Genomic DNA, 16,886 nt, shown 5'->3' with positions numbered 1-16,886 from the left:
ACCGTTTCAAGCACCATTTGGTGTAAATTTGGTGTATTTGTGTATTTTCAGAGCTTTTTCACAAATGAAGTACATCCCGTTTTGTAAGGTAAAACGGTACTTCTTAATAGAGCTTTGCACCTGCCGGAATATGGTCATCAACCATCAGAAGATGGAGCTTTTCTTCGCCTTCTTCTTCGTGGATAGCACTGAGGAGCATACCGCAAGAGTCAATGCCCATCATCGCTCTCGGTGGAAGATTTGTGATAGCGATAAGCGTCTTTCCAACCAGTTCCTCCGGCTCATAAAAGCTATGAATACCGCTTAAAATGGTTCTGTCTGTGCCTGTTCCGTCATCAAGCGTAAACTGTAACAGTTTCTTTGACTTCGGTACTGCAACACACTCTTTAACCTTTACTGCACGGAAATCTGACTTACTGAATGTATCAAAATCAACAAATTCCTCAAATAAAGGCTCTACCTTTACCTTAGAAAAATCAATCTTTTCAGACTCAGTTTTTACATTTTTTTCAGGTGCTTCAGAAGCTGTATTATTTACATCATTTTTCTTATTTACACCATCTAAGGACTTCATTGTCGGGATTTCACATCAATTTAATTTACATTGACGCATTTTCCTTTAATAAAGCCTTTTTCGGTGTTCCAACATTATTATAATAACATATTTATGCTGATTACACCACTCGAATTTGTCGTACTCTTGTCGTATGGCACACATTTTGTCGTACTCTCGTCAGTCCATGCCGGACTCTTTCCTAAAATACATCTAAATTGTGTGCTAAATTTTGAATTGCTTCCTGCTTTTTAGTATCGGTAACTTCCGCATAAATATCCATGGTTGTTTCGATATTTGCGTGTCCCATAATAGACTGAATTACCTTTAAGTTTGTTTCATTTTCGCAAAACCTTGAACAAAAGGTATGTCGCAAATGATGACATGAAAAATGTGGTATTATCACAGGCTCTCTGTGCTGTTTTGCAGCTTTTACCACTTCTTCTGCATTGTGTGCTTCATATATACGCTTGATTGCTCTGTTTACAGCTTGCGGATTATGGATATTGCCAAAACGATTCATAAAGATAAATCCTTTCATCCCATCAATCACTGTTTCATTAAATCCATGTTCCTTCTGGTCATCCAATTCCATCTGGAGTGCATCATAAACCGTATCCATCATCGGAATCGTGCGTATACCAGCTTCTGTCTTTGGAAGAGATACAGCAAATGAACATATCGGATGTTCTTTGAACTCTCTACTGTAATAAACCACGCTATGATTGATACTGATCGTCCTTTTTTCAAAATCAATGTCTTCCCATCGGATACCGATTGCTTCTCCTATTCGACAACCTGTTCCAAGCAGAAACTTAAAAAATGATGCCCAGTGGTAAAATGTAGGACTTTCATCAATATAGCGTATAAAGGCTCTCTGTTGTTCCACTGTCAAAGCGTGTCTCACACCATGATTTTTCCCCGGTTGCTTTTTAATCTGTGCCATTACTCCATCGCTTGGATTAACACGAATGATGTTATCACGCACAGCAAGCTGAAATGTCGGGTGTAAAACAGTATGAATTGTTTCTAGCGTATTTATCTGCATTTCCTTCTCTTTCAACAAATGCTGATAGAACTGCAATACATCAGAATACTTCACAGCGGCAATTTTCTTCTTGCCAAATCCACCTCGTATAAAGCGATCATACATATATTTATAGTTCCGCATTGTTGTTTCCCTCAACTCTGCCTTTGTCGATATATATCTGTCAAAAACAAAATTGATTGTAGATGTTCCGGCTGCATACGCATCCAACCCATCAAGCTGATCTTTCATCAGTTTAACTTCTCTCTCCCGCAATTCCATGATGTCCTTAGAATAGATGCTCCGGCGCTTTCCTTCCGGATCAACATAAGTATATACATACTTACCATCGCAACTGCGTTGAGTTTCGCCTTTTCTTAATACTCTCCCTTTGTTATCCTTTCTTGATTTCGCCATCTCGTCTCCTCTCTCAAGGAAAGAGATTTTGTACTAGCTACTCAGCCGGTTTATCCATTGCATACTGCATATCAATACCTCTTTGTAGCACCTGTGTTATGGTCATGTCATGTTTGGACGCATATCCTTTCAGTCTTGCAGCTTCTTCCTCCGTCAGTTTTAATCCGATAAGAGTTTTTTTAGGATTATCAGACTTCGGTCTACCTGTTCTAGCCACAATATACACCTCCATCCATTTCATAATCATTATACTTTCTGTTTAACCAAAAGTCAAGTGAATTTTGGTTAAACCAAAATCTTTTTCCTTGTCTGCAAAATTTATTTCACCCGAAATGACTCAAGATATTTGTCAAACACATCAAGGTCTACTAACACCATTCTGTCTATCTTCAGAATTGCTCCCGCATCTTTGGCAAGAGTCTGAAATTTATTCATACCCATGCTGTACATTTCTGCCCCTTCCTTATATCTGACCAGTCTTTTCTTATTTATTGTCTTTGGCTTCCTCTGCATTACTCAAATCCTCCTTAAATTTAACACGCATTTTATCTGCCAATGACAACCCACAATTCTCTTGCTGGCTCTCATAGGCAGATAAAAATGCAATACAGGTGACAGATCATTACTCTGCCCACATCGGTCTTGCACCGTCATTCAAATTGACCGGACTGCAAATTTCCTTACAATCCGGAAGTATCATTATCACGGATATGCTTCATCGCCCTGTGTTACTGCCACACATTTTGTCAGATCTTCTCGCTCCATACCTTTGCTTCAATGTAATGTTTCAACATTTCCTCACATTCACTCCTATCAAAGAGCAGGTACATCTTGGCGAATCTACCTAGTGTACTGACATATTGATATTTAGTTAAATATTTCTGGCTGTTATTGCCGTTTTATGGTACAATAAAAGAAACGGCGGTGATATCCTATGGCAAGACCAAAAAAGTACAAAATCAAACTTACGGATGATGAATTAAAAGAATTTAAATCTGTCATCCGAAAAAATAAAACATCCAAAACAATCCGATGCAGATGCCAGATTATTATTGACCTGGATGAGTCCCACGGAAAAGTATTGACTCATGAGCAGTCTGCAAAATCAAATGGTGTATGTCTGGCAACAGTAACCAATACTGTGAAAAAATATTTTGAGGGTGGTATTGATGCAGTAACTGAGTTTAAGCGTAATGTTAATTCTGATAATGCAAGGCGTGTGCTCGATGGACGTGCTGAAGCCCGTATCATTGAACTTGCCTGTGGTCCGGTGCCGGAAGGACATTCAAGGTGGACCATCCGGCTGCTGGAAGAGAAATCAAAAATTGTTCTTGATACTCCGGTCAGCCGTGAGGCAATCCGAAGAGCCTTAAAAAAAACAAACTTCGACCTCACAAAAACGACTACTGGTGCATCCCCAAAAAAGATGATGCCGAATTTATAGCATGTATGGAAGATGTCCTTGATGTATATGAACTCCCATACAATCCTGAAAGACCAGTTGTATGCATGGACGAAAAGCCTTACCAGTTACTGGGCGATGCAAGGAAACCACTGCCCATGCGTCCGGGTGACAATCAGAAAACAGATTCGGAATATGTCAGGAATGGTACCTGCAGCATATTTGCTTTTGTCGAACCGCTTGGAGGCACTCATCATGTCAGCGTGCGAGAACAACGTACTGCCTTTGACTGGGCAGAAGAGATAAAATATCTCGTTGATGTCATGTATCCTGATGCAGAAAAAGTAATTCTTGTTATGGATAACCTTAACACCCATAAAACGGCGTCCTTGTATAAAAGGTATCCAGCAGATGAGGCAAGACGAATTATCAAGCGTTTGGAAATTCACTATACACCCAAACATGGAAGCTGGCTTGACATTGCAGAAATAGAACTGAATGTAATGACCAGACAGTGTTTGTCACGAAGGATTGAAAACATTGCAAAACTTCGTGGAGAGCTAGCTGCGTGGGAAGTCGAGCGTAATACAGTCGCAGCAAAAGTTAATTGGCAGTTCCGAACTGCCGATGCAAGAGTGAAGTTGAGTTCATTGTATCCTAGGTTTACAACAGCTTCCGAATAGGAAGTTGTTGTAATGCTAAAAATCAATGTGCCAATACACTAGTGGCTCCACATATCCTCACGTCCTGTATGCAAAAAATATTCAGTTGTCAAGGTACAGGGTGCATACGCAGCAATCAGCGAATGGAAAGGGACAATGCTAACCGCCTGTTATGCAACTTCAAAAGCCAATATCTTTGTGATCAGCTTTGTTTCTAATCTGCGACGCAGAGTTTCATCAATGCAGTAATGCACCTGTCCGCTTTCGTCATATAACTTTCTGGTAGACAATTTGATTATGTATCCCTCATAGTGTTTTAACACTGTATTGATGGCACTTACATCGCCCTCTGATGCTGCCTTTATAATATGGAAAGGCAACAAATTTTCCTCATTTCTGCTTTTATACATCTTTTTCATCTGCTATTCCTTCCATGATCTTCTTCAAAATTTCAAGTGAGCGTGTCCTGTGTTCATGAATGGTACTGCGAACCAGATTCATTTCTCTTGCAATATCCGCATCGCTCATTTCCATAAAATATGAAAGTAAAATAACATTCCTTTTTCTTTCTGTAAGTTCCTTCAAAGCTTCAGCAATCAGGGTATTTTTTACTTCAATGTCATAGCCATGCACTTCAAAATGATGATATTCTGTTCCATACTCATCCATAGTAAATAATTTGCTCAACTCCTTTTCCGACAGTTCAGAGAATGTAACTTCGTGTTTCCTGCGATAGTCCATGTGTTTGTAATAATTTACAGCTTCGCCTTTTAATGCCATCTGGCATAACCGGTCAAACTGGTGCCGGATAGTCATTTCATCCTTAGAAGAAGGTTGCCCCATACGAGTTCACCTCCTCCCGTTCCGAATGCCAAGGCTTTTGCCCTTTTTCCCTTCCGGTGTATCTCCCAAATGAAACTGGGAAGATGTTCGGGTGGATTGAAAAATTTTTAGGAAAATTTTTCTGTATATAAAAAACGCCCTTATGGGCATATACCCACAGGACACCGTTTATAGCTGATATTAAATTTTCTCCACATTCTACGAGTGTATATAATACACTTTCAATTGTAGAATTTGCCGCATTACTTAAAATGCGACCTATTTAGCTGTCCTTCCACGCAATGGGCAGGATAATATTTCCCAAATACAAAAATATCCTTTCAACGGTTCAGAATCCATAACTCTCCCAAACACATTCAAAGGATAAAAACATGAGAAAAAACCTTTGAATACTGCGTTTTTTTATATGCAATATCCAAAGTTACTTATTTTATTCAAGTGCATTATATCCCTCTGATATAGTGCGTTATTAGTTCATTTTCTTTTTAAATGGTGAACTATACACTATATACGGAGGTGCATGACATGGCTAAATCTAAGAAAATTGATAAAGACATGGGTTTTCGCCTGAAGAAAGCCAGATTAGACCAAAAGCTGACTTATGATGAATTATCCGAAAAATCCGGTGTTTCATCAAGATATATCAAAGAGATCGAAAATCATGGTAATGTTCCAAGCCTTGAAAAACTCGGTCAGCTCATTCGAGCTTTACACATCTCTGCTGATCCGTTCTTTTATCCGGCAGCTCCAACTGATAATCTGGATTACCAAAGACTGTTGGTTTATCTTTCAGAATGTACAAACGATCAGATAACCACCATTCTTGCACTGGTAGAAGCCTATCTTCGTACATATAAGACCCATGAAACAGAATAGCAGAAAGATTTGGATTTTCTCTTGATTATTTCTGCATTTTTCTGGATAAAAACAGGGCGGTCAGCTCTCCATAGCCTTCCACCCTGTCATCTTATCTTTACTTGTATCATTTACATTGTTTGAAGCAAGAGTTCCAATGTGAAGGGTACTATCACTCATATATTATCTCCTAAATAATTTTATATATGTCTCATCGTTGTCATTTTCCGTTTCTGTTCCAGTCAATTATAACTTTTCTAATCTTTCCAGAAACGCAACATAGAATTCTCTCTCTTTCATACAAGCCCTCTGAACTTCTATGCTTTTAGGAACATATTCCAGTGGATGGTCTAAATTATATAAAGCCTCCCGAACCAATACGCATTTAATTACCTCCTTCTGATGTTGTATCATAATACTTTCCTGAAACTGTACTCATACATATCCGAATACATGTTATCATGCGGTTGTGGCGTCAGCCTTCTATCCAATGCCGCCATATCCACCGTAAAACCACTGTCTGCCACAGAAAAAGCACCATTACTGAATTGAAACTCCGAAGTAAAGTCTGGAATCCCCAGATCACCGCTTGTCCTGTTATGTCCTATAATATTTATCAATGCATCCTTTATCCGCTCTATCTTGGCATTGTCTTTTGTTTTGTTGATCAGATTAGCGGCTTTTTCCGGCAGCCCGCCAATCTTTCCGTCTGGTGTCAGGTAAAGGTTCTCCAGAGAAATATCTTCTCCCGTAACTCCTTTTAAGTAACGCCTGACTTCCTGCACATCCGTGGCATACTGCCAGGTATTGGACGTCAGATTTCCCACACTGTCAGCAATTCCTGTGTAATACTGATACATCCGGTCACTGTACTTTTCCTCTACCAGTTTCTGAACCTGCTCCCGGACCTCTTTGTCTTCAATGCCGCTCACCGTTACATTCCCATTGCTTTCAATTTTTATCTGCATTCCCTCCAGCTCATCACGGGAGATACCTTTGCTTTCCAGATCCTTTACAAAATCCTCGGAAAAATCATTTTTCAGTTCCGCCTTCTGCTGTGCTTTCTCAAAATCTTTCATGTTTGCAAAAATCTTCACATACTCCGTTTCCGCATCATCCAGTGTCTTTCCTTCTGCCATGTCCTGCAACAATTCATCCACTGTGCGCCCGCCTTTGTATTGTTTTTCTTCCGGCAGACTTTCAAACTGCTTCTGGTGGAGTTTCTCCATTTCTTTTGTATAATTTTTCTCTGTATCCATCAGGACTTCATTATATTTGTCGAGGTATTCCCTCCAATTTTCATCTTTCCGGCTGTATGCACCGTGAAGGTTCCCGAATGCCGCCCTTATGGCATCGGTCTTTTCCTGTTCTTTATTTTCAGAAACCTTGAAACTGATTTTATAATAATCATCCGGGGAAACTTCTTCCCCATTTTTGTTTTCTATCTTGATACAATATTTATTGGTATTTGTATCCCAGTTCGGGATGGTCAGTGTTTTACGTCCTTCCCCGTCCCATTCTGCCTTTCCGACCTGATTGCCATATTCATCATATAAGGTGAGGTCATAATCACAGCCTTCCGGCATGTCCATGTATATTTGAACCCCAAAATAATTCTGTATGGTTCGATTAAATGGAATGGAAAAGTTATAGAAATCCACATCCTTTTTATCACTGAGATTTCCTTTCAGACTGCTGGTTTCGTCCTTAATCAGAAAATCCAGATCCAGAAACGTACTTCCCTTCTTCTTGTCCGAAACCTCATAAGTGGTATGCTGTCTGCGATAAGTGTCATTGCTGCCAAGTGTACAGGAATCTTCCTGAAGTGTCATATTTTTCTTCAGTTTTCCTTCAAAAAATGCCACTGTTTCCTTTCCAGACATGAAAAAAATCGGTTTTTGACGAAATGCCGCCCCATATGTAGAATGATTACTGTTTATTTCCATTTCTTATCCTTCCTCCCGAAAAATATCTTACCTGTATTCTCATGCTTTCCTGTCAAAAGATGAGCCTACAGTATAACAGGATTATCCGGTAAAATAATACTGCTTTTCTTATATGCTGCCGCCGCCAACTGGCTATTTAGATATTCGTTTTGTACAGCTTTTCGTCTTGCCATCTCATCGTTGTCATTTTCCGTTTCTGTTCCAGTCAATTATAACTTTTCCAATCTTTCCAGAAACGCAACATAGAATTCTCTTTCTTTCATACAAGCCCTCTGAACTTCTATGCTTTTAGGGACATATTCCAGTGGATGGTCTAAATTATATAAAGCCTGTTTCGTTGCCTGAATTGCAGATTCTGTTGTGTTTCCCAAAATGTCGATGTTATCCACATCGCCCTCGCCCTTCATCTGCTTATTCAGCCTTTGTATCATCATCTGTGATATATGGCTCAACATTCCGTTTTTCTTTATTCCCATACCATTCGCATTTACTTCCTTCGCTGCTTCCATCCATGCATCTTTTACATCCTGCGGAGCATTCGGACCAATCATATCAAATGCTTTTTCGTTAAAATCCGTATCTGCCATATATGGATTTATACTCTCATTTTCCTGTTTGGCACGTTCTGTACTAAATTGAGGAATATCATTCTGTCTGCGTCTGTTTTCGTATGACACACCATTCATAGAATAGTTGGAACTAATCTGCATATATCAATACTCCTTTTTATTTGAATTGCATTATTATCATTAGGCTTTCGCTTCAAAAACTGGTCTTTTCTCCAGATAATCCGGTAGTTCTTTCAATTCAGAATTCATACCATTCTTTACGGCATTATATTCCTTCCAGTAAATGGAATAGAATTCATCTTTTTTTGTAAGTTCTGCCGGAGTCATTTCATACCCCCAGCCGGCACCGGTATTCAACAATACATTCACACCCTGACTCTGAATTTGAACCCCATAACCACCTGATGTTAAAATAGTGAAATTTAATGTTCCGCCTCCTGCCAGTGCAATCTGCTTATCTGCAAGATTCTGATTTTTTCCCTCTGCCTGTTCCAAAAAATCCAGTAAGGTTAATTCTCCGATCCCTTTACATTTTGGATTGGCATTTTGATTTTTCATTGCACTTTTTGCCTGTTGGTATAACTGCTTTCTATCCGGTGCAACCTCTGACAAATATTCTGCCCTTAACTGCAATAGCTGCCTTGAAATAGCATCTTGTTCTGTCTTATCAGTAGCATTGGCAGCCTTTTGTGCCAGTTTCTTAATCTCACTCACAAATTCAGTCTGCGTTCTTGTACTTTTTCCTTTCGATGGAATATAAGACCAGTTTGGTTCTCCATTACTACCAGAAGTAATTAACTGTTCCCTTCCAACTGTTCCTATATTTGAAAAAGAGATTCCCATAAATCCACCTCACGGTTCATAAATAAATCTATCTATAACTTTATATCTACTGACTTTCTGCCACTCTACTCTCTGGTGATGCCATACTATGCACCAATTAGATATTTTTCTTTTATCAAATCCTCTTATGCCTTAATATCAAAACTTGATCTATCAGGTGCAGAAATACTCACAGATTCTGCTACAAGGCTCTGTGTCATACTTTTTACATCATTACCAGTTATGGATAAGGTATAATCACCCGTTTCTTTTCTTTCTGCCGATTTTTCTGCACGTTTCTTTGCAGTTTTTTCTTCCTCTGCTTTTTTAGCAGCTCTTTTCTCTTTTACTTTTTCCTCTTTTTCTCTGTTCTCTTTTGCTTTTCGTTCAGCATTCTCTTTCGCTATTTTCCCATCTGGATCATTTGTACCAGATATTGCCACCGAAATATTTCCGTTTGCATCAATCATATAACTCAGATTTCCAGCATATTACTCACCTTCTTCCTATCTTCCTACTATATCGGTAATTTTTATTTTTCCATTAAATAAATATAAAGTACTCTGCATATTATCTAAATAGGCTCTAAATAAATATCATATATATAGAAAATGTGCCATCATCTTGACGGCACATTTCCTATATTTTCCCCCCAAATTATATTGCTACAGTATAGAATACCATTGTCTGTCCATACTATCAGCTTCATACTGATATGTAATCAACTGATTCATGTCTTTTAAACCCGCCATTTCTATTAGGTTCTATCATTATATTATAGTTTTCATATTTTTATAGTATCCTGCATTATCCATAACACTATTATTGCCAGATGTACCCACAGTACTTACCTCAGAGTCCGAAATATTATACCCTGCCTTAAATGCAAGAATATCCTCCAATCCATATTGATTTTTATAATCCGTCAGCATATAGATATTATCTCGTATTTCCTCATATTTCGCATTGGCTTCCTGGGAGTTCATTATTTTACACATTTTCTCTGGAAGTCCGGTAATCTTCCCATTGTCATCTACGTTTATATCGTCAAATGAATACTGTCCATTTGTTGCTTTCTGAATGAACTGTTCCACTTCATAGTAAGCATTTACTAATCTATATTGTGTGTTAGAAATATCTGCTGTCTGAATATATTTTTCCCACATATCATCAGCAAAATTTTCCGATATCATATTTTTTATCTGTTCTTTGTTTTCTTCTGTAATGTCCCCGTTAATCGTAATAGTTCCAGATACATCTATTTCAATTTTCCATGATGTATCTGGCAGTTCAATTCCTTTTTCATTTGCTATTCTTTCTATTTCTGCATAAAAATCGTTTTTTATATAATTCGACTTCTCTGCTCTCTCATAATCAGATAAATTGGCAAATATTTTCACATATGCCATTTCCGACACACTTAACTGCTCCCCCTTTTTCATCTTATTTAATAATTCTTCTACACTATCCGTTCCCGAATATTTTTCATCTTCCGGCAACGCTTCAAATTGCATCTGATGTAATTTGTCAATTTCGCTTTGATATGTTTTTTCATATTTCTGCTTTATTGCATTTTTTTCTTCTGAATTATCTGCATTTGCTATTTCTTGTGAGTGCTGCACATTACTACTTGAAGTATCCCTGTTTTTCGTTTCCGTAATTTTTATTCTATAGGAACCTTCCCCGGAATCCGATGTCATATTGGAATTTTCTACTCTGATCACATAATCTGATGTAACGCAGTCCCAATTAGGTACCGTAAGCTGTTTATTACCATGTCCATCATCTGTCGCTATTCCAATCTGATTGCCATATAAATCGTACAATACTAAATTATATGCCTGACTATTCTTGCTTTCCAATGAAATCGTTATCTCTGAAGATATACCCATTTTAGAGTAAAAACTTTTTTGCGGATAAGAAAAAGAATAGTAATCTACATCATATTTTGAATCGATTGTTCCCTCTAAATAACTTTCATTATTATGCAACAATGTTCCTATATCATATGTACTGTAATAGCGATCTACCTGATCATCGTATTTCGTATGCTGATGATAACTATCATTCTTATTTGTTTTGGCATTTTCTATTAACACCGTTTGCTCATTTAATTCTTTCATCGGCGATTTAAAACTTTTTGCTGCATTTCCTGTCTCATATATTTTACTATCTACTATTCCGCCACCTATATAATGTACATAGTGTCCCATCTTATCGTCACCTCTTGGAATCCACGGATGGTATAAAAATACCATCCGTAATTTATTTATCTTTCTAAATATTTAGCCCACTATTATTCCGAAAGGAACTAAATAATCCAATGTCATCTGTGTCATTGTAGTGCAACTAGCATTTACATAAGAAATACCACTTACCCAATGTACTGTAACAGATGTTGCATAGTTTCCATCAATTGATCCTGATGGTGGATTATTGTCAACCAAGTCACTCCACCAAACTGCTGGTTGTTGATTTTCCTCCATTAATAGCATTCAGCTTAGTAGTTGTCTTACTATAAAAACTTGAAGCTGCAAATACTGGTGTTACAAAAAGCAAACAAACCATCATACTTACAACAACTGCCATAAACGTTTTTCTTGAAACCGTCTTTTTAGCTTTTTCTGATATTCTCATATTAGCAACCTCCTTCAAAAATGAAATATATTCCACATAAAAAACATACTATATTTTTATATCTACTGATTTCTTGCCACTCTCAACAGACTCTCTGGTAATGCCATCCAATGCACCAGCCGGTATTGGTTTCCCAGCTTTCCATGTAGGATCAGCGGCTTTTGCTGCTTCTGCAAATGCCTGTCTGTATTGATGTTCATATTGTTCCATTGTCCAGCCTGCTGATAAGCGGTCATCTTTATCCATTTTTCTATATAAATTGTTATATACGCTCTCCCTTTTGGTAGTATCACCATTTAAAGTACCGTTTTCATTTAAGAATTCTTTCTTTGCCAGTTCAAACATTTCTTCCTGGCTGCTCTCTGGAATAGAAATGATATGTTTATAACTGTTTCTGTTCTCATCCGTTACAGCAAGTCCTGTTAATCCGGTATTCGGATCAATCCAGTCTCCGTTTTTGTCATACTGGCTCATCAGGTTCTTAATTGCCTGAACATTTGTAAACATTGCACCGTTTCCATTCTTCATCATCTCACTCAGTGCTGCTTTATACTTTTTACTGTTTGTGTCAATCCCTGCTGCTTTTAATTGTTTTTGTACAGAACTGCTGTTCATTTTGGACAACTGAATATTGTTGACCAAATTTGTTTTTGATGTTCCAAATGTTGTTTGAAATAAAAAACCGTAGTCCGTAATTCTTGACATAAGCGAAACCTCCCATCATTAAATTTTTTATATGTATCATCCACTTTATTTTTTTCTATCGACACACCCCTTCTGATATTTTACCTTTTCTGCACCAAGTACGATTTTTTTTGCACGAAGTAAGACTTTTTACAAAAAAATAGCCAAAAATGCTCTTTTATGAATTAAGGAATAACTCAGCAGCAAATTTATTTCCATCATTCTTCAATGTTAAATCTCCATCATATTTTTTTATACTGCTCTGAACATTCAGCAGTCCTATTCCACCATTTTTTCCTTTATTTGATACTGGAAAACCATTTTTCCACTTTACTTCATTACAATTATTTTCAATGCTGACAACTATCATCTTATGATATGAGCCAATCTTAATGCAAATATATTTCTCGCCTTTCAGCTTTTCTGTTGCTTCAATCGCATTATCTAATAAATTTCCAAAAATAGTTGTAATGTCGATTGGTTCAATGAAATTCAAATTCACATTATCTATCTTTATTGTTACTGAAATCCCCTTTTCTCTCATAACAGATTCTTTATCAGTAAGAAGTATATTCAAGATCGGATTTTCTGTGTATTGAACCGGAATGAGCAGCTTCAACAACTCTCTGATCTTTGTTGCATATTCTCCTGCCGTTTTTTCCTGCTCTGCACCATATAACCCTTCGATTGCTTTAATATGCTTATTTACATCATGTAATATCTGAATGGTTTGATCATACTTTTTTGCCTGGGTCAAATAGTATTCGTATTGTACCTTTGCCTGCTGCTCTAATGCGATCAACTGCTTTTCGTAATAGTTCTTTTCATCTGCCATTTTTACAAAATATAAAAGGTATAAATCTGCCAGAACAATACATCCCATGTTGACTGCACACAAATAATTTTCTTCTCCATTTTTAAAATTCTCTACAATTACACTCATGTTAATCAGACTGTATAGAAGTATAATTCCATACATGATGTACCGTGTCTTTGAATAAGGGACATCACTTTTTTTCACAAACCTGTTTATGAATGTGTAATACAAAAAAATAAGTATCACCTTTGAAAATGTTACCTCAAGGCAATAAAGCATCGTTTCATTCACATTTTTTATATCTGCGGCTTGCAAAATGCATTGTAAAAGAATCACTCCCAATGATTCACAGACAGACATACAAAATACTAATGCTTCACATTCAATAATACGTCTTAAGGGTTTATCTATATCCTCATAATACAGAACATATACTATAATCCCCGTCAAAACGCCCCAGACTACTAGATTTAATATGGAATGATTGAGCATATTTATACAGAATGTAAATATTACTGTGGTAGTCTCAATCACAATATATACATATCTATTTCGACTACTCTTTTTATACTTTCCATTCATAAACTGAAATAATATCGTACTTATTATAAAACATGAAAGTGCATTACATAATACCAGTAAAATCGTATTCATTTTTCCTCCTATGAATTTCTCTGCAAAAATTTATTTACTTCTTCTCTAAAATCGTTGCTTCTCCTTTGTGCAATCTGAAGTTCTTTTCCATTATCCATATAAATAATAAAGCCCTTTATTTTTTCAATATGCCTTAAATTAACCAGATTTCCTCTACAATTCACAACAAAATCATAGGGCTGCAGTTCTTCAACCAGTTTTTCAAAAATGCAGTCATACTCATATGTGATATCAGACAACGCTATCTGTACTTTTCTTGATCTTTTTATGTATTCAAAATATAAAATGTCCCTGAGTTTCAATTTGATTGACAGATACTCTTTCCCATTGCTGTCCGTCACTTTATAAAAATCCTTTTCTGCTCCGGTATCCGGCAGTTGATCCAGTAGTTCCAACATCTGCATTTCCAATTTATCATATTCCAGTGGTTTACATAGAAATGAAAATGCATGAACTTCGTTAATGACCTGCATACAATATTCTTCATAACTCGTAATATACACTAATTTCACATCCGGGAATTTTTCCTTTAATTTTCTCCCCAGTTTAATACCATTCAGTTCTTCCATCGAAATATCTAAAATTCCGATATCAATGTTGCTGATATTTTCAAGCATTTGATTTGCAGACGCAAATTGCTCTATATGATAAGCAATCTTTTGACTTGTAAAAATCTTATGCAGCATAGTCACTGCACACTCAAGATCTGCTATATCGTCATCACAGACAACAATTTCCAGCATAGCACTCACCTTCTTTCTCATTTATATATCGGCTCAATCTTTATTCTGTTTCAAATCTCACCTATAAAAGATATCACATGAAACAAAATATTATGGTATTTCTTCACCAAATACGATTTTTTAACACGAAATACGATTAAAAAGAAAAGCAGTAAACCATTTGCTCCTGTTAATACACAAAAGCACTGTATCTCAAACTCTTTGAAATACAATGCTTCCTCGTATTTTCTATATCGTCATATTGATATTATTACTTTACTATCCACATTTACTATCCGCCACACCCTTTGGGAGTGGCAAAAAACAACCTTAGCAAGCACTGCCTGTGTCATGACACAGGCGAAATCCCCCACACTTTCCTATCGTCTGTGTGGTCGAATTTCCATAGGGAAGTATCCCTAACCCTCTCTCGATTTTTCTTCGGTTATTCTTCATTTTACCGTCGAAATGCATTGACCTTTCCTGCCGTTTTTGCTACAATTTGCTATGGGTAATTACACCCAAAATTGAATAAAACATGAAACAGACTGTTGTAAAAATCGAACATTTTACAGCAGTTTTTTTGTACCCAAATTTAGAAAGGACGTGGCACAATGGCAAACCGAAACCGCACCCATCCGGTGCAATTTTATCTCAGCGATGATGAGCAGTACATCCTCAACACCAAATTCAAAGCATCCGGCATGAAGAGTATGTCTGCGTTCCTGCGCAAGCTGATCTTATATGGATATGTGTATGATGTTGATTACAGTTACCTGCGAAATTATAATACGGAGTTGGGACGTATCAGCTCCAATTTAAACCAGATCGCAAAGAGGGTAAACAGCACCGGAAACATTTATCAAGAGGATATAAACGAAGTAAAGGAGTTGATGAATAAAGTATGGCGTACACAAAAATCCATGCTATCAAAGCAACCGTTGATAAAGCGATAGACTACATCTGCAACCCCGAAAAGACCGATGAAAAAATGTTCGTTTCCTCTTATGCCTGTTCTCCGGAAACCGCAGCTTATGACTTCAAATATACCCTCGACCACTGCCGGGAAAACAGTCCAAACAAAGCCTATCATCTGATACAGGCTTTTGCTCCGGGAGAGGTCGGTTTTGAAGAAGCGCACCACATTGGAAAGGAGCTTGCAGATAAACTTTTAGAGGGAAAATATTCGTATGTTGTTACCACCCATATTGACAAAGAACACGTTCATAATCACATCATTTTTTGTGCCGCTGACAACATCGAACACAACAAATATCACGACTGCAAACAGTCCTATTACCACATCCGTAAACTGAGTGATGAACTGTGCAGGGAACACAATCTTTCCGTCATCATTCCGGGTGCCCAGCGTGGCAGAAAATACGAAGAATGGCAGTCCGACCAGAATGGTTCTGCGTGGAAAACGCAGATCAGAAAGGACATCAATTTCTGCTTCAAGTCGGCTTCCACTTACGAAGAATTTCTGCTTCTGATGAGAGCCAAAGGGTATGAAATCAAAGGGGAAACTTTTGAAGAAGGAGCTGCCAAATACATCTCATTCCGCCCTCTGGATAAAGAGCGTTTTGTGCGTGGCAGTACAAGGTCTTTGGGTAAGGAATACACAAAAGAACGTATCAAGGAACGCATCGAAAGGAAACGGGAGCGAAAGGCAGTAATCCCCAAAAGGGACTACTCTGCCCGCAGGCTCATTGACACCTCGGACGAGAAATTTAGAAGCAGTCCGGGACTGCAAAGGTGGGCTGCCATTGAGAATTTAAAAATCGCCGCACAGAGCTATAATGAAGTCGGCTCCCTTGCAGAACTGGAACACAAAATTGCGGTGAAAACCGAAGCCGGAAAGTCTGCAAAGCAGAGCGTGGTGGAACTGGAACACCGCATCAAAGACCTTGCAGAAATCATCAAATATGCACAGCAGTACAAAGACAACCGCTCCTATCATATCGGCTACAAAAAAGCCAAGAACCCGGACGCATATTTCCGCAGATACGAAAGCCAAATTATCCTTTATGGTGGCGCAAGACGCATGCTTGAACAAGCGGGCATAAACTTAAAGGGCTTGAATGTCGATAAGCTAAAAGCAGAGTATCAGGAACTGATGAAGCAGAAAAGCGAGCTGACTTCCACCTACAAGAAATGTGAAAAAGAGGTTCAATCATTAAACCGAAAACTGGAAAATCTGAATCAATACCTCGGTCAGACGCAGCCCGATCCGGTGCAGGCACAACAGACAAAAAACAGAAATCACAGCTTATAAA

Annotated in this window: 20 protein-coding genes and 1 pseudogene; 5 read left to right on the top strand and 16 right to left on the bottom strand. The window is 37.7% G+C overall.

Annotated features, from left to right (window positions below):
• Positions 1-103 precede the first annotated feature (103 nt).
• The 4 genes and pseudogenes from H9Q77_RS02840 to H9Q77_RS02825 all read right to left on the bottom strand — a co-directional run.
• Positions 104-580, bottom strand: a pseudogene (locus tag H9Q77_RS02840) (lysine--tRNA ligase); the annotation flags it as partial.
• 175 nt (positions 581-755) lie between these two features.
• Positions 756-1,997 carry a tyrosine-type recombinase/integrase gene (locus H9Q77_RS02835; RefSeq protein ID WP_118592505.1) on the bottom strand — a complete coding sequence of 414 codons (1,242 nt, stop codon included), beginning with the start codon at positions 1,995-1,997 and terminating at the stop codon, positions 756-758.
• 37 nt (positions 1,998-2,034) lie between these two features.
• A complete protein-coding gene (locus H9Q77_RS02830) occupies positions 2,035-2,214 on the bottom strand; it encodes a hypothetical protein (RefSeq protein WP_227700698.1) in 180 nt (59 codons plus the stop codon).
• Positions 2,215-2,315: 101 nt separating this feature from the next.
• Positions 2,316-2,510, bottom strand: coding sequence for a DUF6462 family protein (locus H9Q77_RS02825; RefSeq protein ID WP_055264249.1), 195 nt, complete (start codon positions 2,508-2,510; stop codon positions 2,316-2,318).
• A 421-nt stretch (positions 2,511-2,931) separates the two neighbouring features.
• On the opposite strand from H9Q77_RS02825, the gene H9Q77_RS02820 reads away from it, so the two are divergent.
• Complete coding sequence (locus tag H9Q77_RS02820; protein ID WP_006855777.1) at positions 2,932-3,441, top strand: helix-turn-helix domain-containing protein; 510 nt, start codon at positions 2,932-2,934, stop codon at positions 3,439-3,441.
• Complete coding sequence (locus H9Q77_RS02815; RefSeq protein WP_134523031.1) at positions 3,411-4,082, top strand: IS630 family transposase; 672 nt, start codon at positions 3,411-3,413, stop codon at positions 4,080-4,082. The genes H9Q77_RS02820 and H9Q77_RS02815 overlap by 31 nt, the downstream gene beginning before the upstream one ends.
• Before the next feature lie 149 nt (positions 4,083-4,231).
• Here H9Q77_RS02815 and H9Q77_RS02810 read toward each other — a convergent pair whose 3' ends face one another.
• Positions 4,232-4,480 carry a helix-turn-helix domain-containing protein gene (locus H9Q77_RS02810; protein ID WP_006859229.1) on the bottom strand — a complete coding sequence of 83 codons (249 nt, stop codon included), beginning with the start codon at positions 4,478-4,480 and terminating at the stop codon, positions 4,232-4,234.
• Entirely contained in the window at positions 4,464-4,904 is a 441-nt protein-coding gene (locus H9Q77_RS02805; RefSeq protein WP_006859230.1) for a sigma-70 family RNA polymerase sigma factor, read from the bottom strand. Before H9Q77_RS02805 ends, H9Q77_RS02810 begins: the two co-directional genes overlap by 17 nt.
• A gap of 525 nt (positions 4,905-5,429) precedes the next feature.
• Here H9Q77_RS02805 and H9Q77_RS02800 point away from each other — a divergent pair.
• Positions 5,430-5,780 carry a helix-turn-helix domain-containing protein gene (locus H9Q77_RS02800; RefSeq protein ID WP_002593580.1) on the top strand — a complete coding sequence of 117 codons (351 nt, stop codon included), beginning with the start codon at positions 5,430-5,432 and terminating at the stop codon, positions 5,778-5,780.
• Positions 5,781-6,169: 389 nt separating this feature from the next.
• On the opposite strand, the gene H9Q77_RS02795 is transcribed toward H9Q77_RS02800, so the two are convergent.
• The 10 genes from H9Q77_RS02795 to H9Q77_RS02755 form a co-directional block, all read right to left on the bottom strand.
• Positions 6,170-7,624: a hypothetical protein gene (locus H9Q77_RS02795; protein WP_249326483.1), complete on the bottom strand. Its 1,455-nt coding sequence runs from the start codon at positions 7,622-7,624 to the stop codon at positions 6,170-6,172.
• 290 nt (positions 7,625-7,914) lie between these two features.
• Positions 7,915-8,415, bottom strand: coding sequence for a hypothetical protein (locus H9Q77_RS02790; RefSeq protein ID WP_117842371.1), 501 nt, complete (start codon positions 8,413-8,415; stop codon positions 7,915-7,917).
• Positions 8,416-8,454: 39 nt separating this feature from the next.
• Entirely contained in the window at positions 8,455-9,117 is a 663-nt protein-coding gene (locus H9Q77_RS02785) for a hypothetical protein (protein ID WP_118098781.1), read from the bottom strand.
• A gap of 125 nt (positions 9,118-9,242) precedes the next feature.
• Positions 9,243-9,566, bottom strand: coding sequence for a hypothetical protein (locus H9Q77_RS02780; RefSeq protein ID WP_249326482.1), 324 nt, complete (start codon positions 9,564-9,566; stop codon positions 9,243-9,245).
• Between the two features lie 300 nt (positions 9,567-9,866).
• Positions 9,867-11,309 carry a hypothetical protein gene (locus H9Q77_RS02775; protein ID WP_015517468.1) on the bottom strand — a complete coding sequence of 481 codons (1,443 nt, stop codon included), beginning with the start codon at positions 11,307-11,309 and terminating at the stop codon, positions 9,867-9,869.
• 72 nt (positions 11,310-11,381) lie between these two features.
• Positions 11,382-11,582, bottom strand: a complete 201-nt coding sequence (locus H9Q77_RS16915; protein WP_118547532.1) for a DUF6947 domain-containing protein — start codon at positions 11,580-11,582, stop codon at positions 11,382-11,384.
• Positions 11,545-11,733 (bottom strand): hypothetical protein, encoded by a 189-nt coding sequence (locus H9Q77_RS02770; RefSeq protein ID WP_147365384.1) that lies wholly within the window; start codon positions 11,731-11,733, stop codon positions 11,545-11,547. The genes H9Q77_RS16915 and H9Q77_RS02770 overlap by 38 nt, the downstream gene beginning before the upstream one ends.
• 48 nt (positions 11,734-11,781) lie before the next feature.
• Complete coding sequence (locus H9Q77_RS02765; RefSeq protein ID WP_118098787.1) at positions 11,782-12,438, bottom strand: DUF3879 family protein; 657 nt, start codon at positions 12,436-12,438, stop codon at positions 11,782-11,784.
• Positions 12,439-12,595: 157 nt separating this feature from the next.
• Positions 12,596-13,888 carry an ATP-binding protein gene (locus tag H9Q77_RS02760; RefSeq protein ID WP_249326481.1) on the bottom strand — a complete coding sequence of 431 codons (1,293 nt, stop codon included), beginning with the start codon at positions 13,886-13,888 and terminating at the stop codon, positions 12,596-12,598.
• An 8-nt stretch (positions 13,889-13,896) separates the two neighbouring features.
• Entirely contained in the window at positions 13,897-14,631 is a 735-nt protein-coding gene (locus H9Q77_RS02755) for a LytR/AlgR family response regulator transcription factor (protein WP_118547531.1), read from the bottom strand.
• A gap of 593 nt (positions 14,632-15,224) precedes the next feature.
• On the opposite strand from H9Q77_RS02755, the gene H9Q77_RS02750 reads away from it, so the two are divergent.
• Both H9Q77_RS02750 and H9Q77_RS02745 read left to right on the top strand, forming a co-directional pair.
• On the top strand, positions 15,225-15,566 hold the full coding sequence (locus H9Q77_RS02750; protein ID WP_118440535.1) for a MobC family plasmid mobilization relaxosome protein: 342 nt from the start codon (positions 15,225-15,227) through the stop codon (positions 15,564-15,566).
• Positions 15,515-16,885, top strand: coding sequence for a relaxase/mobilization nuclease domain-containing protein (locus H9Q77_RS02745; protein ID WP_118547530.1), 1,371 nt, complete (start codon positions 15,515-15,517; stop codon positions 16,883-16,885). The genes H9Q77_RS02750 and H9Q77_RS02745 overlap by 52 nt, the downstream gene beginning before the upstream one ends.
• Position 16,886: the final 1 nt, after the last annotated feature.

The sequence above is a fragment of the Simiaoa sunii genome (assembly GCF_014337175.1).
GTDB lineage: Bacteria > Bacillota > Clostridia > Lachnospirales > Lachnospiraceae > Acetatifactor > Acetatifactor intestinalis.
The sequence above is the reverse complement of the archived record's forward strand: the minus strand, read 5'-3'. Positions and strand labels throughout refer to the sequence as shown.